The organism is Variovorax sp. P5_A3 (genome assembly GCF_056400665.1).
Window position 1 is genome coordinate 71,398 of the sequence record NZ_JBFUKW010000015.1, and the last position, 20,549, is coordinate 91,946.

Annotated in this window: 15 protein-coding genes; 10 read left to right on the forward strand and 5 right to left on the reverse strand. The window is 66.7% G+C overall.

Features of this window, described 5'->3' with window-relative positions:
* The first annotated feature begins 5 nt into the window (after positions 1 to 5).
* From mmsA to AC1D3B_RS22415, 8 genes are all read left to right on the forward strand, one after another.
* Complete coding sequence (mmsA, locus tag AC1D3B_RS22380; protein WP_478192938.1) at positions 6 to 1,529, forward strand: multiple monosaccharide ABC transporter ATP-binding protein; 1,524 nt, start codon at positions 6 to 8, stop codon at positions 1,527 to 1,529.
* A complete protein-coding gene (mmsB, locus tag AC1D3B_RS22385; RefSeq protein WP_478192871.1) occupies positions 1,519 to 2,736 on the forward strand; it encodes a multiple monosaccharide ABC transporter permease in 1,218 nt (405 codons plus the stop codon). The genes mmsA and mmsB overlap by 11 nt, the downstream gene beginning before the upstream one ends.
* Positions 2,733 to 4,262 carry a sugar ABC transporter ATP-binding protein gene (locus AC1D3B_RS22390; RefSeq protein ID WP_478192872.1) on the forward strand — a complete coding sequence of 510 codons (1,530 nt, stop codon included), beginning with the start codon at positions 2,733 to 2,735 and terminating at the stop codon, positions 4,260 to 4,262. The genes mmsB and AC1D3B_RS22390 overlap by 4 nt, the downstream gene beginning before the upstream one ends.
* Positions 4,259 to 5,302 carry an ABC transporter permease gene (locus AC1D3B_RS22395; RefSeq protein WP_478192873.1) on the forward strand — a complete coding sequence of 348 codons (1,044 nt, stop codon included), beginning with the start codon at positions 4,259 to 4,261 and terminating at the stop codon, positions 5,300 to 5,302. The genes AC1D3B_RS22390 and AC1D3B_RS22395 overlap by 4 nt, the downstream gene beginning before the upstream one ends.
* Positions 5,299 to 6,327, forward strand: a complete 1,029-nt coding sequence (yjfF, locus tag AC1D3B_RS22400; RefSeq protein ID WP_478192874.1) for a galactofuranose ABC transporter, permease protein YjfF — start codon at positions 5,299 to 5,301, stop codon at positions 6,325 to 6,327. Before AC1D3B_RS22395 ends, yjfF begins: the two co-directional genes overlap by 4 nt.
* A gap of 35 nt (positions 6,328 to 6,362) precedes the next feature.
* Entirely contained in the window at positions 6,363 to 8,099 is a 1,737-nt protein-coding gene (locus AC1D3B_RS22405; protein WP_478192875.1) for an IlvD/Edd family dehydratase, read from the forward strand.
* 16 nt (positions 8,100 to 8,115) lie between these two features.
* Positions 8,116 to 9,045 carry a dihydrodipicolinate synthase family protein gene (locus AC1D3B_RS22410; RefSeq protein WP_478192876.1) on the forward strand — a complete coding sequence of 310 codons (930 nt, stop codon included), beginning with the start codon at positions 8,116 to 8,118 and terminating at the stop codon, positions 9,043 to 9,045.
* Between the two features lie 133 nt (positions 9,046 to 9,178).
* Positions 9,179 to 10,183 (forward strand): polysaccharide pyruvyl transferase family protein, encoded by a 1,005-nt coding sequence (locus AC1D3B_RS22415; protein ID WP_478192877.1) that lies wholly within the window; start codon positions 9,179 to 9,181, stop codon positions 10,181 to 10,183.
* Here the strand turns inward: AC1D3B_RS22415 and AC1D3B_RS22420 are convergent.
* The 5 genes from AC1D3B_RS22420 to AC1D3B_RS22440 form a co-directional block, all read right to left on the reverse strand.
* The gene (locus AC1D3B_RS22420; RefSeq protein ID WP_478192878.1) at positions 10,180 to 11,679 is read right to left on the reverse strand and encodes a CYTH and CHAD domain-containing protein; all 1,500 of its coding nucleotides are present in this window, start codon (positions 11,677 to 11,679) and stop codon (positions 10,180 to 10,182) included. The genes AC1D3B_RS22415 and AC1D3B_RS22420 overlap by 4 nt on opposite strands.
* Before the next feature lie 30 nt (positions 11,680 to 11,709).
* On the reverse strand, positions 11,710 to 11,964 hold the full coding sequence (locus AC1D3B_RS22425; RefSeq protein WP_435518570.1) for a hypothetical protein: 255 nt from the start codon (positions 11,962 to 11,964) through the stop codon (positions 11,710 to 11,712).
* Positions 11,965 to 12,071: 107 nt separating this feature from the next.
* Positions 12,072 to 12,437: a hypothetical protein gene (locus AC1D3B_RS22430; protein ID WP_478192879.1), complete on the reverse strand. Its 366-nt coding sequence runs from the start codon at positions 12,435 to 12,437 to the stop codon at positions 12,072 to 12,074.
* A 200-nt stretch (positions 12,438 to 12,637) separates the two neighbouring features.
* Positions 12,638 to 15,205: a cyanophycin synthetase gene (gene cphA / locus AC1D3B_RS22435; protein ID WP_478192880.1), complete on the reverse strand. Its 2,568-nt coding sequence runs from the start codon at positions 15,203 to 15,205 to the stop codon at positions 12,638 to 12,640.
* Between the two features lie 233 nt (positions 15,206 to 15,438).
* On the reverse strand, positions 15,439 to 17,679 hold the full coding sequence (locus tag AC1D3B_RS22440) for a cyanophycin synthetase (protein WP_478192881.1): 2,241 nt from the start codon (positions 17,677 to 17,679) through the stop codon (positions 15,439 to 15,441).
* A gap of 127 nt (positions 17,680 to 17,806) precedes the next feature.
* Here AC1D3B_RS22440 and AC1D3B_RS22445 point away from each other — a divergent pair, with 127 nt between their 5' ends.
* Both AC1D3B_RS22445 and AC1D3B_RS22450 read left to right on the forward strand, forming a co-directional pair.
* The gene (locus AC1D3B_RS22445) at positions 17,807 to 20,083 is read left to right on the forward strand and encodes a cyanophycin metabolism-associated ABC transporter (RefSeq protein ID WP_478192882.1); all 2,277 of its coding nucleotides are present in this window, start codon (positions 17,807 to 17,809) and stop codon (positions 20,081 to 20,083) included.
* Positions 20,080 to 20,547, forward strand: a complete 468-nt coding sequence (locus AC1D3B_RS22450) for a cyanophycin metabolism-associated DUF1854 family protein (RefSeq protein ID WP_478192883.1) — start codon at positions 20,080 to 20,082, stop codon at positions 20,545 to 20,547. The genes AC1D3B_RS22445 and AC1D3B_RS22450 overlap by 4 nt, the downstream gene beginning before the upstream one ends.
* Positions 20,548 to 20,549: the final 2 nt, after the last annotated feature.

A 20,549-nucleotide genomic window follows, 5' to 3' on the forward strand; every position in this document is an offset into this window, starting at 1 on the left:
TGGAGATGCGCGGCATCACCAAGACCTTTCCGGGGGTGAACGCGCTGGACAACGTCAACCTCGCGGTGCGCGCCGGCGAGATCCATGCGGTGGTCGGCGAGAACGGCGCGGGAAAGTCCACGCTGATGAAGGTGCTCAGCGGCGTGTACCCCTGCGACTCCTACGAAGGCGAGATCCATTTCGAGGGCGAGCTGCGCCGCTTCAGGGACATCGCCGACAGCGAGAAGCTGGGCATCATCATCATTCACCAGGAGCTGGCGCTGGTGCCGCTGCTGTCCATCGCGGAGAACATCTTCCTCGGCAACGAGATCTCGCACGGGGGCGTGATCGACTGGTTCGAGGCTTATGCCCGCACGCGGGAGCTGCTTGCCAAGGTGGGGCTCAAGGAGCAGCCGACCGCGCTCATCACCAACCTTGGCGTCGGCAAGCAGCAGCTGGTCGAGATCGCGAAGGCGCTCTCGAAGGAGGTCAAGCTGCTGATCCTCGACGAGCCGACCGCGAGCCTGAACGAAAGCGACAGCGATGCGCTGCTGAACCTGCTGCTGGAACTCAAGGCGCAGGGCATCGCATCCATCCTGATCTCGCACAAGCTCAACGAGATCGCGAAGGTCGCGGACTCGATCACGGTGCTGCGCGACGGCGCGACCGTCGAGACGATGGAATGCCGCGCCGCGCCGATCAGCGAGGACCGCATCATCCGCGGCATGGTCGGGCGCGACATGGCTCATCGCTACCCGGACCGCACGCCGAAGATCGGGGAGACCATCTTCGAGGTGCGAGACTGGCACGTACACCATGCGCTGCACGCCGACCGCGAGCAGATCAAGGGTGTCGACCTCCACGTGCGGCGCGGCGAGATCGTCGGCATCGCCGGCCTGATGGGCGCGGGCCGCACCGAGTTCGCGATGAGCGTCTTCGGACGCTCCTACGGGCAGCGCATCAGCGGTTCGGTCCACATGCACGGCAAGGAAATCGACGTGAGCACGATCCGCAAGGCGATCGACCACGGCATCGCCTACGTCACCGAGGACCGCAAGAGCGCGGGCCTCGTGCTGGAGGAGGACATCCGCAAGAACGTGAGCCTTGCCAACCTGACTGCAGTGTCGGAGCGCGGTGTGATCGACGAAGGCCGCGAGTTCAAGGTGGCGAACGACTATCGCCGTGCGCTCAATATCCGCTGCGCAGGCGTAGACCAGCGCGTGGTCAACCTGTCGGGCGGCAACCAGCAGAAGGTGGTGCTGAGCAAGTGGTTGTTCGCCAAGCCCGAGCTCCTGATCCTCGACGAACCGACGCGCGGCATCGACGTCGGCGCCAAGTACGAGATCTACACCATCATCGACCAGCTCGCGAGCGAGGGCAAAGGCATTCTCATGATCTCTTCCGAACTGCCGGAGTTGCTCGGTATGTGCGACCGCATCTACGTGATGAACGAAGGGCGCTTCGTCGCCGAGTTTCCTGCGTCGGAGGCCAGCCAGGAAAAGATCATGCGAGTCATAGTGGCTTCGGGGAGCAGCGTCCATGCCGCCTGAAGTAGATGCCGTGAAGCCGGCCACCCCGATCAGCGCGCCCGCCTCGACGGGCGGGGAGCACGCCGGCTTCCTCAAGAACAACCTGCGCGAATACGGGATGCTGATCTCGCTGGTCGCGATCATGGTGTTGTTCCAGGTGCTGACCGACGGCACGCTGATGCGGCCGCTGAATCTCACCAACCTGCTGCTGCAGAACAGCTACATCGTGATCATGGCGCTCGGCATGCTGCTGGTGATCGTGGCCGGGCACATCGACCTGTCGGTGGGTTCCGTCTGCGGATTCATCGGCGCGCTCGCGGCGGTGCTGATGGTGGAGTACGAGTGGCACTTCGTGCCGACCTTCATCGTGTGCCTCATCGCGGGCGGCGTGATCGGCGCGGCGCAGGGCTGGTTCGTGGCCTTCTTCAGGATCCCGTCCTTCATCGTCACGCTGGCCGGCATGCTGGTGTTCAAGGGGCTCACGCTGGCGCTTCTCGCGGGGCAGTCGGTGGGGCCGTTCCCCGAGGCGTTCCAGAAGCTCAGCTCGGGCTTCGTGCCCGATGTGTTCGGCGGCGAGAGCCTTCGCACGACTTCCTTGCTGCTCGGCGCGCTCGCCGCGGCGGCGCTGGTGTTCTTCAAGCTGCGGGGGCGCGCGAAGCTTGCGCAGCACGGCATGGCGCAGGAGCCCTATGCCTTCTTCCTCGCCAGGAATCTGTTCTTCGCGGCTGTCATCCTGCTGCTGAGCTACCTGCTGGCGACCTACAAGGGGCTGCCGAACGTGCTGATCGTGATGGCGGTGCTGATCGTGGGCTACGACTTCGTCACCAACCGCACCACGGTGGGCCGCCGCATCTACGCGCTCGGCGGCAACGAGAAGGCGGCTCGGCTGTCGGGTATCAAGACGCAACGGCTCGCCTTCCTGACCTTCGTCAACATGGGCGTGCTGGCGGCGCTGGCGGGGCTGGTATTCGCGGCGCGGCTCAACACGGCGACGCCCAAGGCGGGCCTGGGTTTCGAGCTCGATGTGATCGCTGCCTGCTTCATCGGCGGCGCATCGGCTTCGGGCGGCGTGGGCAAGGTCATGGGCGCGGTAATCGGCGCCTTCGTGATGGGGGTGATGAACAACGGCATGTCGATCCTTGGCATCGGCATCGACTACCAGCAGGTCATCAAGGGTCTTGTGCTGCTCGCGGCAGTCTTCATCGACGTCTACAACAAAAACAAATGAACGACGCCTCCGCATCCGCGTCACCCGTGCTTCAGCTCACGGGCATCGACAAGCAGTTCAACGGCGTGCCGGCGCTGCGTGGCGTGGCATTGCGGCTGCGCGCGGGCGAGATCCATGCGCTGATGGGGCAGAACGGCGCGGGCAAGTCGACGCTCATCAAGGTGCTAACCGGGGTCTACGCCGCCGACAGCGGCGAGATGGTGTTGGCTGGCCAGCCGATACGGCCCGCGTCGCCGCTCGAAGCGCAGCGCATGGGCATCAGCACGGTCTACCAGGAGGTGAATCTCTGCCCGAACCTGTCGGTGGCCGAGAACATCTTCTCGGGGCGCTATCCACGTCGCGGGCTGGCGCAGGGCTATCGCATTGACTGGGCGGAAGTCAATCGGCAGGCACGTGCCCTGCTGGCGCGGCTGGACGTGGACATCGATGTCACGCGGCTGCTTTCCAGTTATTCGGTCGCGGTCCAGCAGCTCGTGGCGATTGCGCGTGCGCTGGGCCTGTCGTCGAAGGTGCTGATCCTCGACGAGCCGACATCGAGCCTGGACGACGAGGAAGTGAAGAGCCTCTTCGCCGTGCTGCGACGGCTGCGTGGGGAGGGGATGGCGATCCTGTTTGTCACGCATTTCCTGAACCAGGTCTACGCGGTGTCGGACCGCATCACGGTGCTGCGCAATGGCGCGTGGGTCGGCGAATGGGCGACGGGCGACCTGGGACCGCAGGCGCTGATCGCCGCGATGGTCGGGCGCGAACTGGCCGCGCAGGCCACGGGCCATGCGCAGCTTCCGCCCATCGAGGCGGGTGCGCCTGCGGTGCTTCAGGCCGAAGGGCTGGGCCAGCGTGGCCAGTTGCAGCCCGTGGATCTCAGCGTGCGCGCAGGCGAGATCGTGGGCCTCGCCGGGTTGCTCGGTTCGGGCCGCACCGAACTCGCGCGCCTGCTGTTCGGGCTCGCGAAGCCCGATGCCGGCAGCCTGCGCATCGATGGCATCGCGGTCGATCTCGCAAGCCCTGCGGATGCGGTGAAGCATGGGCTTGCACTCTGCCCCGAGGAACGCAAGACCGATGGCATCGTGGCCGACCTTTCCCTGCGCGAGAACATCGCGCTTGCCCTGCAGGCACGGCTGGGCGTGCGCAACACGATGTCGCGTGCGGAGCAGACGGCGCTGGCGGAACGATTCGTCAAGGCGCTGGGCATCAAGACGGCCAGCGTCGACACCCCCATCGGCCTGTTGTCCGGCGGCAACCAGCAGAAGGCCTTGCTGGCGCGCTGGCTGGCGATCGAGCCGCGCCTGCTGATCCTCGACGAGCCGACACGCGGCATCGACGTCGCGGCCAAGCAGGAAATCATGGACGAGATCCTGCGCCTCGCGCGCAGCGGCATGGCGGTGCTGTTCATCTCGTCCGAGATGAACGAGGTTGTGCGCGTCTCGCACCGCATCGCCGTGATGCGGGAACGGCGGAAGGTAGGCGAACTCCCCGCAGGTACGACCGAGGACGCGGTCTACGATTTGATCGCGGCGGACGCATGACTCGGGTCTTCCGCCATCGGCTCGCCTGGCCGGTCATCACGCTGCTGATCCTGCTGGGGATCAATGCGGGCTTCAATTCCAGCTTCCTGCACATCGAAGTGCGCAGCGGGCATCTGTACGGCAGCCTGATCGACATCCTCAATCGCGCGGCGCCGCTGGTGCTGGTGTCGCTCGGCATGACGCTGGTCATCGCCACGCGCGGTATTGACATCTCCGTCGGCGCCGTCGTGGCGATCACGGCGGCGCTTGCCGCCTGGATGATCGGAGGGTCGCTGGTCGTCAACAACGGTGCGGCGGCCGAAGTCAGCCGGTTTCCGATGTGGCTCGCCATCGTCGCGGCGCTCGTCGCGGCGGCGGTCTGCGGGTTGTGGAATGGCCTCTTGGTGGCGCGCGTGGGCATGCAGCCGATCATCGCGACGCTGATCCTGATGGTCGCGGGGCGCGGCATCGCGCAACTGATCACGGGCGGGCAGATCATCACGATCTACTACGCGCCGTTCTTCTTCATCGGCAGCGGCTACCTCTTCGGGCTGCCGTTCTCGGTCTACATCGCGGCGGTGGTGTTCGCCGCGCTGTACTTTGCGATCACGCGCAGCGCGCTGGGCCTGTTCATCCAGTCGGTCGGCATCAATCCGAATGCGGCGCGCGTAGCCGGAGTGCGTGCGCGGCGCATCATCGTGTGCGCCTACATGTTCTGCGGTTTCTGTGCGGGCGTCGCTGGTTTGCTGATCAGCTCGAACGTGAAGAGCGCCGACGGCAACAACGCGGGGCAGTTGCTGGAACTCGACGCGATCCTGGCCGTTACGCTGGGCGGCACGGCGCTCACGGGCGGGCGCTTCAGCCTGGTCGGCAGCGTGATCGGCGCGCTCATCATCCAGACGCTGACCTACGGTATCTATTCGCTGGGCGTGCCGCCGGAGATCAACCTGGTCGTCAAGGCGGCGGTGGTGTTTGTGGTCATGCTGCTGCAATCGGCGGAGTTCCGCGCGAGTCTTCGGCAACTGGTGCAGCGGCCGGCGCGTGGGGAGATGGTTCGATGAGCGCCGTAGTGCCCGAATCGACCGCGCATGCACCGAACGCGCCGGCGCCGCGGTCGCCTACGCGGTTCAACCCCAAATACCTTCCGCTGGCCGCGACCATCTCGCTCTTCGTGCTGATGGCAACGCTGGGCTCGGTCTTCTACGACGGCTTCTTCTCGCCGCAGGTGTTCCTGAACCTGCTGATCGACAACGCCTTCCTGTGCATCGTCGCGGTCGGCATGACCTTCGTGATCCTGTCGGGCGGTATCGATCTCTCGGTCGGTTCCGTGATCGCGCTGACCACGATGGTCTCGGCCTCGCTGGTGGAGAAACATGGCTGGAGCCCGGCCATCGTGATCCCGCTGGTGCTGGTGATGGGCACGCTGTTCGGCGCTTTCATGGGGCTGCTGATCGAGCGCTTCCGCCTGCAGCCCTTCATCGTCACGCTGGCCGGCATGTTCCTCGCTCGCGGTCTCTGCTATCTCATCAGCATCGACTCGATCAGCATCACCAACGAGTTCTATTCGGAGGTCTCGCAGTGGCGGCTGCCGGTGTGGGGCGGCGCGTCGATCACGATCAGCGGGCTGATCGCGCTGGCGATGGTGGCGCTCGCGGTCTTCGTCGCGCACTACACACCATTCGGTCGCACGGTGTACGCCATCGGCGGTAGCGAGCAGTCGGCGCTGCTGATGGGCTTGCCTGTGCGCTCCACCGTGATCGGGGTCTATACGCTTTCCGGCTTCTGCTCCGCACTGGGCGGGGTGGTGTTCACGTTCTACATGCTGTCGGGCTACGGGCTGCACGCGGTCGGGCTCGAACTCGACGCGATCGCCGCCGTGGTGATCGGCGGCACGCTGCTCACGGGCGGGGTCGGCTATGTGGTCGGCACGCTGTTCGGCGTGCTGATGCTGGGCATCATCCAGACGCTGATCTCCTTCGACGGCACGCTGAGCTCCTGGTGGACGCGCATCGTGGTCGGCGTGCTGCTCTTTGTCTTCTGCCTGTTGCAACGCCTGTTTTCCGCGCGTGCCGCGGAGCGGCGCTGACGACGGCTTCACTCCCTTTCATGGAATTCCATCGCATGTCCGCATCCCCGAGAAATCTGCGCTCGACCGAATGGTTCGGCACGGCTGACAAGAACGGCTTCATGTACCGGAGCTGGATGAAGAACCAGGGCATCCCCGAACACGAGTTCGATGGGCGCCCGATCATCGGCATCTGCAACACCTGGTCGGAACTGACGCCGTGCAATGCGCACTTTCGCAAGATCGCCGAGCACGTGAAGCGCGGCGTCTCGGAAGCGGGTGGCTTCCCCGTTGAGTTCCCGGTGTTCTCCAACGGCGAATCCAACCTGCGTCCGACGGCGATGCTTACGCGCAACCTCGCGAGCATGGATGTCGAGGAGGCCATCCGCGGCAACCCCATCGATGCCGTCGTGCTGCTCACCGGTTGCGACAAGACCACGCCCGCGCTCCTGATGGGTGCCGCGAGTTGCGACATCCCGGCCATCGTTGTCACCGGTGGCCCGATGCTCAACGGCAAGCTCGAGGGCCGCGACATCGGCTCCGGCACGGCAGTCTGGCAATTGCACGAGGCGATGAAGGCGGGCGAGATCAATGTGCATCAGTTCCTGTCGGCGGAGGCGGGCATGTCGCGCTCGGCCGGCACCTGCAACACCATGGGCACGGCCTCGACGATGGCCTGCATGGCCGAGGCGATGGGCGCATCGTTGCCGCACAACGCTGCGATTCCGGCGGTCGATGCGCGGCGCTACGTGCTGGCGCAGATGTCGGGCATGCGGGCGGTCGAGATGGCGAAAGAAGGGCTGACCCTGTCGAAGATCCTCACCCGCGAAGCCTTCGAGAACGCCATCCGCACGAATGCTGCGATCGGCGGCTCCACCAATGCGGTCATCCACCTGAAGGCGATCGCGGGCCGCATCGGCGTGCCGCTGGAGCTGGAGGACTGGACGCGCATCGGGCGCGGCACGCCGACGCTGGTCGACCTGATGCCCTCGGGCCGCTACCTGATGGAGGAGTTCTACTACGCGGGCGGCTTGCCGGCCGTGCTGCGCCGCCTCGGCGAGCATGGACTGCTGCCGCATCCGGATGCGCTGACGGTCAACGGCAAGACGCTGTGGGAGAACGTGCGCGATGCGCCGAGCCACAACGACGAGGTGATCCGCCCGCTCGACAGGCCGCTCATCGACGACGGCGGCATCTGCATCCTGCGCGGCAACCTGTCGCCACGTGGTGCGGTGCTGAAGCCATCGGCCGCGTCGCCTGAGCTGCTCAAGCACCGCGGCCGCGCAGTGGTGTTCGAGAACCTGGAGCACTACAAGGAGCGCATCGTCGACGAAGAACTCGACGTGGACGCAAGCTCGGTGCTGGTGATGAAGAACTGCGGCCCCAAGGGCTACCCCGGCATGGCCGAGGTCGGCAACATGGGCCTGCCGCCCAAGCTGCTGCGCCAGGGCATCAAGGACATGGTGCGCATCTCCGACGCACGCATGAGCGGCACCGCCTACGGCACCGTGGTCCTGCACGTCGCGCCCGAGGCAGCGGACGGGGGCCCGCTCGCGGCGGTGCGCGACGGCGACTGGATCGAACTCGATTGCCATGAGGGCCGCCTGCATCTCGACATCAGCGATGCCGAATTGGCGACGCGCCTGGAAGCGATTGCTGCCGACATCGCACCGCTCAAGGGCGGCGGCTACCAGCGCCTCTACGTCGAGCACGTGCTGCAGGCGGACGAAGGCTGCGATTTCGACTTTCTCGTCGGCTGCCGCGGCGCCGCGGTGCCACGCCATTCGCATTGAACCGGAGACTTTCCCCATGACCTCCTCGACGAAGCGCCGCTACCAGGGCATCTTTCCGGTCGTGCCGACCACTTTCACCGAATCGGGCGAACTCGACCTCGCAAGCCAGAGGCGCTGCGTCGACTTCATGATCGACGCGGGCTCCGACGGCATCTGCATCCTCGCGAACTTTTCCGAGCAGTTCGTGCTGTCGGACGAGGAGCGCGAGGTGCTGACGCGCACGATCCTCGAACACGTCGCGGGCCGCGTGCCGGTGATCGTCACGACGACGCACTTCAGCACGAAGGTGTGCGCCGAACGCAGCCGTCGCGCGCAGGAATTGGGCGCGGCGATGCTCATGGTGATGCCGCCGTACCACGGTGCGACCTTCCGTGTGTCGGAGCCGCAGATCCACGCGTTCTACGCACGTCTGTCCGATGCGGTCGACATCCCCATCATGATCCAGGACGCACCGGCCAGCGGCACCGTGCTGTCTGCGCCGTTCCTCGCGCGCATGGCGAAGGAGATCGCGCACGTCGCCTACTTCAAGATCGAGACGGCGGGCGCGGCGGCGAAGTTGCGTGAGCTGATCCGGCTCGGCGGCGAGGCGATCGAAGGACCATGGGATGGCGAGGAAGCCATCACGCTGATGCCGGACCTCGATGCGGGCGCGACGGGTTCCATGACGGGTGGTGGCTATCCCGATGGCATCAGGCCGATCATCATGGACCACCTCGCGGGACGGCGGGAGCAGGCCTTCGAGCGCTACCAGCAGTGGCTGCCGCTGATCAATTTCGAGAACAGGCAGGCGGGCTTGCTGGCGTGCAAGGCGCTCATGAAGGAGGGCGGGGTGATCGACTGCGAGGCGCCGCGTCATCCGCTGGCGGCCCTGCATCCGGACACGCGGGCCGGACTGATCGAGACCGCGCGTCGGCTCGATCCGCTGGTGTTGCGCTGGGGACGCTAGCTGCTGGAACGGGCGTCCACAAGGCCCTGGGACGCACGACTGCTTTCTTCCAGGTAACCGGGCACGATTTCTGCTGGCCTGAAACATGACCCGATTCGCTCCCTCGAGGTCCTCGCTGCTCCCGGGAGAGTTCGTGAACCTGGGGGATGCGATGCTCTCCCTGGCCGCGGCGCGTCGACTCGCGCGAGACGGTGCCCAGGTCGTGGTCCTGCCCTATCGCCGGCCGAGCGATGACGTGCGTGAAGAATTCGAGAAGGAAGGCTTCCAGGTCATCGCGATGCGTGATCAATCCTTGCTTGCCCTGCGCGCCTGCGCTTCGGGTTCGATCTGGATCGGGGGCGGCCACGCCGTCCGGAACGAGGTTTCACTGGGCTGGTTGTTGTTTACCGCGGTCGTGGCGCGGCTGGCAAAGCTGTCGGGCCGAGGCGTGCGGCTCATCGGTTCCGGGGTGACTCCGATCCGGTCAGGGTGGCGGCGCTGGCTTTTCGGGCAGGTGCTCACCTCCTGCGACAAGACCTGCGTGCGCGATCCGCTGTCAGCGAGGTCCCTGACCGCGGACTTCCCGGCGCTCGGCGGAAAAGTGCAGTTGGCAGGCGACCTGGCATTCCTGGACGGATGCCTGGATCTGCCTTCAGACCGGATGGAGCCGTTCACTTGCCTGGTATCACCGGGGATCGATGTCCGCGAGGGCCGGATGGAAGATCCATCGGAAATCCTGCGAGTCCTCCGCGCGCTGCTCGAGCGCTTCGAGATGAAGCACGTCATCGTCGTGTCGCACGACGCGCGATCGACACTCGGCTCGGACTTCTGCCGGACGCTCGAAGCGGCCGTTCAGAAGGCCCTGCCTGTGACGGTGGAAGTGATTGCGCGCGGCGGCATCGAGCACGGCCTGCTGGAGCCGTACGGCCGCGCCCGCTGGATCATCACCGGTCGGCTGCATGGCCTGATCATCGGGGCGCTGCTCGGACGCCGCGTCATCTACACCCGTGGATCGGCCAACAAGTTGCGGCCGTTCGCGGAGTTGTTCGACTACAAGGCGGCTGGAGCGGAGGACCGCGACAAGGTCCAGGCTGCAAGCGACTTCATGGCGCAGGCCGTGGCCAGGCAAAAAGCGGCTGCGGAAGCGAACTTCAGCTAGCGCTTCTTCCAGAACGGCCGCGCGTCGGCCACCTTGTCGAGCGCCTTGCGGCACTCCACCGCATCGGCGGGCTGCCGCGCGCTCAGCCAGCCGACCGCGAACCATGCGCGCCCGTCGTGGTCGGCGACCTCCCGATACGCGGCGATCGCCACGGCATCGTCGTTGTGCTTGCCTAGCGCGTCCTGCGCCGGTTCCAGCCCCTTCAGGTAGCGCGTGGCCTCCCTTTCGCCGAACAGCGAAGCGACGAATTCGCCAAGATAACGCAGGCGCTTGAGGCGTTTGCGCACGCGATGCTGCGCGGTGGGTTCCAGCGCTTCGAAACGTTGGCCGTCGCGCACCACCTTCTCGTGCAGGTCGGAAAGGCGCTTGCGCAAGACGCCGCGGGCGGAGACGCCTTCCTCGGGGGCATCGTCCGCGCCTTCTGCCGGCAGCGACGCAGTGATCAGCGCCATCAATACGGTCTGGAACGCTGCGACGCGCACCACCTCGGCGGGTTCCGGAATGTCGCCGGAAGACGCCGGCCATGTGACGGACGGCCCGCCCACGGCTTCGATCTGCGGCTGTACCGTCTGCATCAGATGCTCGCGGTCACGCCCAAGTCCCAATGTGCGGAACGTGTCGACGAGCGCCGTCTCCCAGGCGGGATCGATGCCTGGCGCCAGATCGGCCATCTCTCGCAGCGCGGTCCGCAATCGCCGGATGCCCACGCGCAGTTGATGCACATGCTCCGCGTCCGTGCTGCCTGCCGCGACCTCGCTCGCATTGGGAAGAATCTGGGCCAGGCAGGTGTTCAGCACCGCACGGAAGATCTGCCGCCCGGTGAGCGCGCTGTCCAACGTCGGATGCTTCGCCTTGGTCGGCGATCCGTGCTCGATGCCCTTTGCCAGCCGTTCGCCGCGCGCGGACTTCGATACCGTGTCGAGCCAGAGCGCGTAGCGGTTCCGCCAGCGCTGCGCGAGTTCGAGCATCGATTGCGGACTGCCGTGCTTCAGCTCGATCTCCAGTTCGCACAGCGCGTGCGTGTGCGCGCCTGCACGCACTTCGCCACGGTCGAAGGCGAGTTCGACGAGCGCGTCGCCCGTTCGCATTTCGCGCGTCGTGCGCCACACGTCGGTGCCGTAGAGGGGGATGAGTTCGACCGTCGCCGCGTCGTGACCGGCCTCCTCCAATGCCTTGGCGATCAGCTCGCCGACGGGCGTGCCTTCATGCCGCGCGATGCTGGGCAGGGGGACATCGCGCGCGCCCATCGCGGGCAGCTCGAAGTTGTGCTCGTGACGCTGGAGCGGATCGTCCGTCGGCGCCTTGGCCGTCTGCATCCATTGGCCGCCTTCCTTGCGCAGGCGCAGCACGATGCGACGTGCAGCCAGCGCGCCATCCGCGGTGTCGAAGTAGCGGGCGCGCAGACGCATGCGCTGGGACTTTCCCCTCGCGACCGCGGCTTCGACCGCCGCGCGTTGCGCGGGGTCGATCTGGAACTTGAGTTCGAACTCGGTCACTGCACGGACGGCAGCGCGAGCATGCCGGAATCAGTTTTGCTGCAGCTCATTGACCTGCATCGACAGGTCGAACAGCTTGGACTTGCTGGCGTAGTAGCGGTCGAGGCGCCATTCCTTGAGGATGTCCATTGCCAACTGGAAGCTCTTGTAGTCGAGTTCATACAGCGTGACCAGTTCGAAGCTGTGCTCCGACTCCAGCGCCAGCACCAGCCTGGCGAGGATCTTTGCCGACTCGTTGGCCGGGTCCGTTTCAATGAATCGGCGAGCGACCTTGATGGCGTTCATGGGGGGCTTTCCTCTTGGACAGAAGCCTTTGACTATATCCAGCGCCTCCACACCATTTGTGACAGTCTGGTGACAACTTAGGGCTTTGGTTCTACGCCGCGGCGCCGCTATTGCGCAGGGACAGGCACGACAGTCGTGCGAATCACGCCGCCGCCAAGGACGCTGCCGGTAACGCTGGTCTGGCCGGTTCCCATCACGCGTGCTTCGCAGGCAGCGCGATCTTCAGGAGGCTGCCTGTTGCAGCGCGCCAGGGCGTTCGCCTGCAGGGTCGCGGTATCGGGGCTCGTCAGCCCGCCGCGGCGCGCTTCCTGTTGCGCAGCGCCTCTTTCGCGCAGGCACGCCTCCTTGTTCTGCTGGACGCCGTCGCACACGAGGGATCCGGAAACGGACCCCTGCGCGAGTGCGGACGATGCGCCGGCAAGACTGCCGGCAGCGAGGAGCGCCGCGAGACACGAACGAAGAACATTGGACATGAATCACTCCTTGGCTTGGCGGCGCCGACTTGCACCGCAGTGGGAACGCAGTGTGGCGCCCCGAAAAAGAGAAGTGTGTGGGAGATCGCGGCCGTCGCCCAGTCCCGGCAGGCGCGCGTTCTTGTCGGACAGTTCCCGCAATCGGACGGGCAGACGGCTCGCAGAAGCCCGCCGCGTCGGCAAACGGGCTTCTGTCTGGTTCAGCCCGCCGCGATGCGCTTGGCGATGTGAGCGAGCGCTTCCTCGACCTGGTCGACCAGGATCAGGGAAAGGTCGCCGGGCTCCAACCGTGCGAGTGCGCTGTCGATCGCGATGAATTCGCCGCGGATCTCGTCGATGAAGCGCGTGCGCTGCGCGCCTTCGAGGCCCTGCCGGAGCAGAGCCATGACTTCGCCATCCGCGCGGCCTCGCTGCGCCGCGTCCTGGTAGAGGATCACGTCATCGAAGGCTTCGCCGAGGATCGCGGTCTGGTCCACGATGTCGCAGTCCCGGCGGTCGCCGGCGCCGCTGATCACCACCGAGCGCTTCCTGGCCGGCATGGTGTCGACCGCGGCGACGAGTGCACGCATCGCATCGGTGTTGTGGCCGTAGTCGGCGATCACCGTCGCGCCGCGGTAGTCCATCACGTTGAAGCGACCGGGCACGCCGGCGGCGTCGTTCTTGAAGCTCGCGAGGCCGCTGCGGATGGTGTCCCAGTCGAGGCCGACCGCCCACGCGGCCGCGACCGCTGCCATGACGTTGTCGACCTGGAAGCCGATGGTGCCGTTGCGCGTGATCTGCACGTCGCGCAGCGGAATGCGCTCGCGCCACGAGCCCTCGGCGGCGATGAGCGTGTCCTGGTCGACGTAGACCGTGCGCTTGCCCTGTGCGCGGTGCGTGGCCATGACCGGATGCTGCCGGTCGGCGGCAAAGAAGATCACGCTGCCGGGGCAGGTCGTGGCCATCGCCGACACGTTCAGGTCCGCGGCGTTCAGCACCGCATAGCCGTTGGGCGCCACGTTGCGCACGATGACGCGCTTGAGCACCGCGAGGTCTTCGACCGTCGTGATGTAGTTGAGGCCGAGGTGGTCGCCACTACCGATGTTGGTCACCACCGCCACCTGGCAGCGGTCGAAGCCGAGGCCTTCGCGCAGGATGCCGCCGCGTGCCACTTCGAACACGGCCGCATCGACGTCGGGATGCAGCAGCACGTTGCGCGCGCTCTTGGGACCGCTGCAGTCGCCGCTGTCGGTCTGCCGGCCGTCGACGTAGACGCCGTCGGTGTTGGTCATGCCGGTGCGCAGGCCGCTGCTGGCGAGCATGTGGTTGATGAGGCGGGCCGTGGTGGTCTTGCCGTTGGTGCCCGTAACGGCCACGACGGGGATGCGGCCGTCGTCGCCGTGCGCGAACAGGGTGTCCATCACCGCCTCGCCGACCGCGCGGCCGCGGCCGAAGGAGGGCGAGATGTGCATGCGCAGGCCGGGCGCGGCGTTGACTTCGACTACGCCGCCGTGCTGCTCTTCGAGCGGGCGCAGGACGTTCTCGCAGACCATGTCGACGCCGCAGATGTGCAGGCCGACCATCTGGGCCGCATCGACGGCACGCGCCGCCACTTCGGGGTGCACCGTGTCGGTCACGTCGGTGGCGGTGCCACCGGTCGAGAGGTTGGCGTTGTTGCGCAGCACCACGCGCTGGCCGAGCGCGGGTACGCTGTCGGGGCTGAGGCCCTGTGCGTCCAGACGGCCGACGGCGATGTCGTCGAGCCGGATCTTGGTCAGCGAGGTCGCGTGGCCTTCGCCGCGGCGCGGGTCCTGGTTGACCACGTCGACCAGTTCACGGATCGTCTTCGTCCCGTCGCCGATCACCTGCGGCGGGTCGCGCCGGGCAGCCGCCACGAGGCGGTCGCCGACGACCAGCAGGCGGAAATCGAAGCCGGGCAGGAATTTCTCGACCATCACTTCGCCGTGGACAGCCGCCGAGTCGTAGGCGGAGATCAGTTGCTCGCGCGTCGTGATGTTGACCGTCACGCCCTTGCCCTGGTTGCCGTCCTGCGGCTTGACCACGACCGGCAGGCCGATTTCCTGCGCCGCGGCCCAGCCATCGTCCGCATCGGTGACGGGCCGGCCGAGCGGCACCGGAACGCCGGCGGCGTTGAGCAGTTGCTTCGTCAGTTCCTTGTCCTGCGCGATCGCTTCGGCCACGCCGCTGGTGCTGTCGACTTCGGCTGCCTGGATGCGTCGCTGCTTCGAGCCCCAGCCGAACTGCACGAGGCTGCCGGAGGTGAGGCGCCGGTACGGGATGCCTCGCGCAACCGCCGCGTCGACGATGGACCCGGTGCTCGGGCCCAGCCGTTCGGATTCATCGAGGTCACGCAGTTCGGTGATCGCCGCAGTGGCATCGAATTCGGTGCCGTTCTGTGCGGCATCGATGAGCGCCTTCGCGAGTTCGAGCGCGCGGCGGCCGACGGCTTCTTCGCTGTACTGGAAGGTGACCTGGTAGACGCCTTCCTCGACCGTGCGCGAGGTGTGGCCGAAGTTCACCGCGCAGCCCGCCTGCGCCTGCAGCGCCACGGCGGCGTTTTCGAGCACATGGGCGAGCGCGAGCGGCTGGCCGAGGACGATCGGGTGGAGTTCGCCGATGTTCGGGAACAGCGCGCGCAGGCGGGCTTCGAAGCCGGCGAGGCGCCCGATGGCATTTTCATCGCCCTTGCAGGTGACGATCGCCTCGAAGCAGGTGTGGCGGCTCCACAGGTTGGGACCGCGCAACGCGCGAATGCGAGTGACTTCCATATTTATCTCCCCCCCGTTGCTTGCTCGCTTCGCGTAGCCGCCTCCCCCCTCGAGGGGGCGCTGCCTGCAGCCCGGCAAAGCCGGTTCCGCGGCAGCCCTGGCATGGGCGTGCAGGGCACACCGGAGTCGGTCCGAGAAATACCGCGGAACCGGCTTTGCCGGGCCGCAGGTATTGCCCCCTTCAAGGGGGTGGAGAGCGACACGAAGTGCGCGAGCCTGGGGGTGTGCATTAATCAGGCGAATTGGTGTTCGGGTGAGACCAGGGTCTGCGACAGTTGCAGCGAGGCGAGCGCCGCCTGCAGGTCGGCTTCGAAGGCTTCGACGCCGGCGCCGATCAGGTTCAGCGGAATGCCCATGGCCCACGCTGCGGCGACTGCGGCGAGAAGGCTTTCGAGGCTGACGCCCGCGTGCGTGGCGCGCCAGATGGTCAGCCGGCCGAGTCCAGGCAGGAAGGATTCGCTGCTGCCGTTGGCGAGCACCACGCGGTCCTGCCGAACGAGCACGGCCTTGCCACCGCCGGACTGGTGCTTGGTCAGTGCTTCGGCCTGTGGGTCGGCGGAATAGAGGATCACTTCACCGTCGCACAACGGCGCGAGTCCGGCCACGCGCTGGTCGGCGGCGTTGAGGACCGCCGTGCCTTCGGGCAGCACGACGTCGACCTGCGTGCGAAGCACGCGCACCATCTGGTCGCTCTCGGAGATGTCGAATTCGGCGAGCGCTTCGGCGCCGTCGAGGTCGGTCACGATGCCGACTTCGCAGCGGTCGTAGGCGAGGCCGTCGCGGAGGATGGTTTCGGCGCCGTTCTCGATCACCACGGCCTGTACGGCGCGGTTGACCAGCAGGCGATGGCCAGCGGCCCAGTTGGCGCTGTCGCGCGCGTCGACGCGACGGCGTTCGAGGAACAGGCCATCGCGGCAGGCCAGGCCGGTGTGGCGTCCGCCGAGGCCGATCAGCCAGGCGAGGAGGCGCGACAGGACGGCCGTGTCGCGCGAGCCGGCGACGCCGACCACGGGAATGCGGCCCGGGGCATCGTCCGGGAACAGGTGATCGCAGATCGCGCGACCTACCGGACGCGGCGAACCGACGGCGGGCTTCAGGTGCATCAGCAGTCCGGGGCCGGCATTGACTTCGACAATGGCGCCGGCCTGCGCCGCGAGCGGTCGCGAGATGTCCAGGGCCACGAGGTCCACGCCGGCGATGTCCAGGCCGACCACGCGGGCGGCGAGCACGGCGGCATGCGCGACTTCGGGATGAACCTGGTCGGTGCAGTCGATGGCCATGTTGCCGTTGCGCTGGATCGTGACGACCCGGCCCGATGCGGGCACGGAGTTGCCTTCGAGATCCTGGCGCTTGAGTTCGAGCTGCAGCTTGGCGTCAGTCTCCAGGACGATCACGTCCAGCGGGAATTCCTCTTCCGCGCCGCGGCGGGGGTCGCTGTTGAGCTGGCTCTCGATCAGCTGCGCCACGGTCGACGTTCCGTCACCGGTCACGGTGATGATCTCTCCGCGTGCTGCGGCGACGACCTGTCCGCCGACCACCAGCAGGCGGTGTTCCGATCCGCGGATGAAGCGCTCGACCATCACGTCGCTGCCTTCGGGCTCGGCGACGGCGAAGGCGGCGATGACTTCTTCACGGGTGTGGAGTTCGAGCGAGACGCCGCGGCCATGATTGGCATCCGACGGCTTGACGGCCACCGGGAGGCCGATGTCCTCGGCGGCTTCCCAGGCTTCGTCGGCATTGGCGACGACCTGGCCCTCGGGCACCGGCACGCCACAGCTCGCGAGCAGCGACTTGGTCAGTTCCTTGTCGCTGGCGATGGATTCGCCGATGGCGCTGGTGTAGTCGGTCTCGGCCGTCCAGATGCGTTGCTGGTTGGCGCCGTAGCCGAGCTGGACCAGGTTGCCGCTGTTGAGGCGCATGTGCGGGATGCCGCGATCGGTCGCCGCGCCGACAATGCAGGCGGTGCTCGGGCCGAGGTAGCAGTCCTCGACCTTGGCCTTGACCGCCTCGACGGCGCGCTGCACGTCGGCCGCGTCGAAGGGGCCGTTGTTGATGGCCGCCATCAGCAGCCGGTGACCTTCGGCCAGCGCGACGCGGGCGACCTGCTCGTCGCGCGCACGGAAGACCATGCGGTAGACGCCATGCTGCGAGGTGCTGCGCGTCTGCCCGAAGCCGGTCGGCATGCCGGCCAGGTTGAGCAGCTCGATCACGACGTGCTCCAGCACGTGGCCGGCCCAGGTGCCTTCGTTCAGGCGCTGGATGAAGCCGCCGCGCTCGCCGACACCGCAATGGTGCTCGATCAGCGCCGGCAGCAAGGTGGTCAGGCGGTCGGTGAAGCCGTCGATCTTGTTGGAGGGATAGTCCTCGAGCGCGCCAAGGTCGAGCCAGACTTCCAGCACGGGGCGGTAAGTCCAGAGGTTGGGGCCGCGCAAATAGTTGATGCGCAGCAGGCGTATGTCGTCGAAACGGGTCATGAAAACGTTCGATGTGCTTTGACCGAGCACTGCGGCACCTTCAAGCGCGCCCATGGTCATCGGTCAGAATCGGCGCCCGGCGAGCGCCATGAAGGGTCCGTTGGCGGGCCAGAGATACAGAAACACAATGCAACATCACGATCCAGTAGGCACCCCGGGGGGCGAAGCGGAGGAGGCCTCAGACGCTCTGAAAAGCCGGCTCACAGGCGCTGAAAACGTTCTGGCGACCTTGCCGGTTGACCTCGACGATCAGCTTCGGTTTGCCTCGGGCCTGCTGGCGCTGACGGATCGCCGTCTTTTGGCCCGTGCGCCGGATGGCACCTGGGCCGACTGGCCGCTCCACGCGGCCGGCCTGGAACTGCAACTGGTCGACCACGCAGGCATAGGGACGCTGGATCTGGTCGATTCAGGAGGCCGCCTGGCGCGCTGGCGCTACACGCTGGCGCACCAATCTGCAGCATTGCGGCTTCAAAAACTGTTCGATCAGCGGGCGGAGGCAGTCGCGCAGGTGACAGCCTCGGGCGCCGACGGTGACGACACGGTGCTGCCGGAATCCGAGCTCCAGGCCCCGCCGTCGACCTGGGTGCTGCTGCGATTGGGCCGCTTTGCCAAGCCTTATCGCAAGCAATTGATCATTGGCTTCCTGCTGACCCTCGCCTCGACCGCCGCGACGCTGGTACCGCCGTACCTGACGATCCCGTTGATGGACGACATCCTGATCCCGTTCCAGAACGGGCAGAAGATCGCCGTTGCCAAGGTCGTGATGTTCCTCGCCGCGCTGCTCACTGCCGCGCTGGTCGGCTGGGCGCTCGGGTGGGCACGCACCTATTTGCTGGCGCTGGTCTCCGAACGCATCGGCGCGGACCTGCGGACCACCACTTACGAACACTTGCTGACGTTGCCGCTGGATTACTTCGGTGGAAAGCGCACGGGCGACTTGATGGCGCGCATCGGTTCGGAGACCGACCGGATCAACGTGTTCCTGTCCCTGCATGCGCTCGACTTCCTGACGGACGTGCTGATGATCGTCATGACGGCGGCGATCCTGATATCGATCAACCCGCTGCTGGCGGTCGTCACGCTGGTGCCCTTGCCTTTCATCGCATGGATGATCCATGTCGTCCGCGACCGCCTGCGCACCGGCTTCGAGAAGATCGACCGCGTGTGGAGCGAGGTCACCAACGTGCTGGCCGACACGATCCCCGGCATCCGCGTGGTCAAGGCCTTCGCGCAGGAAAAGCGGGAAGCACGCCGCTTCCACGCCGCCAACGCCTACAACCTGCAGGTCAACGACAAGCTGAACAAGACCTGGTCGCTGTTCACGCCGAGCGTGTCGCTGCTGACGGAAATCGGCCTGCTCGTGGTCTGGGGCTTCGGCATCTGGCAGGTGGCGCGCGGGCGCATCACGGTCGGTGTGCTCACGGCCTTCATCGCGTACATCGGGCGCTTCTACACGCGGCTCGACTCGATGAGCCGCATCGTCTCGGTCACGCAGAAGGCGGCGGCGGGCGCAAAGCGCATCTTCGACATCCTGGACCACGTGAGCAACGTGCCCGAGCCGGTCAATCCGGTGAAGCTCGCGCACGTCCAGGGCCGCATCGAGATGGCCGACGTGGGCTTTCGCTACGGCAGTCGCGCGGTGATCCGGGACCTCGATCTCGTCATCGAGCCGGGCGAGATGATCGGCCTCGTGGGACACAGCGGATCAGGCAAGAGCACCTTGGTCAACCTGATCTGCCGCTTCTACGACGTGACCGACGGTGCCATCAAGGTCGACGGCACCGACATCCGACGCTTCGCGGTCGCCGACTACCGGCGGCACGTGGGGCTGGTGCTGCAGGAGCCCTTCCTGTTCTTCGGCACCATCGCGCAGAACATCGCCTACGGCAAGCCTGACGCCACGCGCGAGGAAATCGTCGCCGCGGCGCGCGCCGCGCATGCGCACGACTTCATCCTGCGGCTGGCGCACGGCTACGACTCGCTGGTGGGCGAGCGGGGGCAGGGGCTTTCGGGGGGAGAGCGGCAGCGCATCAGCATCGCGCGGGCGCTGCTGATCGACCCGCGCATCCTCATCCTGGACGAGGCCACCTCGGCGGTCGACACGGAGACCGAGAAGGAAATCCAGAAGGCGCTCGACAACCTGGTGCAGGGTCGCACGACGATCGCCATCGCGCACCGCCTGTCGACGCTGCGCAAGGCCGATCGGCTGGTGGTGATGGACCGCGGCGAGATCGTCGAAGTGGGTCCGCACGATGAGCTCATGGAAAGGCAAGGCGCCTATTGGCGGCTCTACCAGGCGCAACTGCGGCAGGCCGACGACGAGAGCGCGGGTGCTGCCGACGAGCGCGCCGCAGTCGCCATGGCCCTGGGCGGCCACGCGGCCCATCCGGCGGGGGAAGCATGAACGAACGACTCGAATTGGAGCGAGATGCCTTCGGCCGTCTCGTGCTGACCGACGCGGAGGGCGTTCGCCATGTCGGCGTAGTCCCGGTGCGCGCGTTTCCGTTGACCGCTCCGGACGACGGTATCTCGCTGGTCGGTGGCGACGGGCGTGAGCTCGTGTGGATCGACCACATCGACGCGTTGCCCACGCCCCTGCGCCAGTTGCTCGACGAAGACCTGCGCGCGCGCGATTTCGCCCCGACGCTGCTGAAGCTCCACGGCGTGTCGAGTTTCGGTGTGCCCAGCACCTGGCGGGTGAGCACCGACCGAGGCGAGAGCAGTTTCGTGCTCAAGGCCGAAGAAGACATCCGGCGCCTCGAAGGCGGCGAACTGTTGATCGCCAGCGCGCACGGCGTGCAGTTCCGGATCCCCGATGTAAAGGTGCTGGACCGTGCGTCGCGCAAGCTGCTTGAGCGCTTCCTCTAAAG

What these genes read in the sequence shown, in the direction of transcription:
- AC1D3B_RS22390 (WP_478192872.1), top strand. Translation starts at nt 2,733, where the DNA reads ATGAACGACGCCTCCGCATCCGCGTCACCCGTGCTTCAGCTCACGGGC.
- AC1D3B_RS22410 (WP_478192876.1), top strand. Translation starts at nt 8,116, where the DNA reads ATGACCTCCTCGACGAAGCGCCGCTACCAGGGCATCTTTCCGGTCGTG.
- mmsB (WP_478192871.1), top strand. Translation starts at nt 1,519, where the DNA reads ATGCCGCCTGAAGTAGATGCCGTGAAGCCGGCCACCCCGATCAGCGCG.
- mmsA (WP_478192938.1), top strand. Translation starts at nt 6, where the DNA reads ATGCGCGGCATCACCAAGACCTTTCCGGGGGTGAACGCGCTGGACAAC.
- AC1D3B_RS22425 (WP_435518570.1), bottom strand. Translation starts at nt 11,964, where the DNA reads ATGAACGCCATCAAGGTCGCTCGCCGATTCATTGAAACGGACCCGGCC.
- AC1D3B_RS22445 (WP_478192882.1), top strand. Translation starts at nt 17,807, where the DNA reads ATGCAACATCACGATCCAGTAGGCACCCCGGGGGGCGAAGCGGAGGAG.
- yjfF (WP_478192874.1), top strand. Translation starts at nt 5,299, where the DNA reads ATGAGCGCCGTAGTGCCCGAATCGACCGCGCATGCACCGAACGCGCCG.
- AC1D3B_RS22450 (WP_478192883.1), top strand. Translation starts at nt 20,080, where the DNA reads ATGAACGAACGACTCGAATTGGAGCGAGATGCCTTCGGCCGTCTCGTG.
- AC1D3B_RS22405 (WP_478192875.1), top strand. Translation starts at nt 6,363, where the DNA reads ATGTCCGCATCCCCGAGAAATCTGCGCTCGACCGAATGGTTCGGCACG.
- cphA (WP_478192880.1), bottom strand. Translation starts at nt 15,205, where the DNA reads ATGGAAGTCACTCGCATTCGCGCGTTGCGCGGTCCCAACCTGTGGAGC.
- AC1D3B_RS22440 (WP_478192881.1), bottom strand. Translation starts at nt 17,679, where the DNA reads ATGACCCGTTTCGACGACATACGCCTGCTGCGCATCAACTATTTGCGC.
- AC1D3B_RS22430 (WP_478192879.1), bottom strand. Translation starts at nt 12,437, where the DNA reads ATGTCCAATGTTCTTCGTTCGTGTCTCGCGGCGCTCCTCGCTGCCGGC.
- AC1D3B_RS22395 (WP_478192873.1), top strand. Translation starts at nt 4,259, where the DNA reads ATGACTCGGGTCTTCCGCCATCGGCTCGCCTGGCCGGTCATCACGCTG.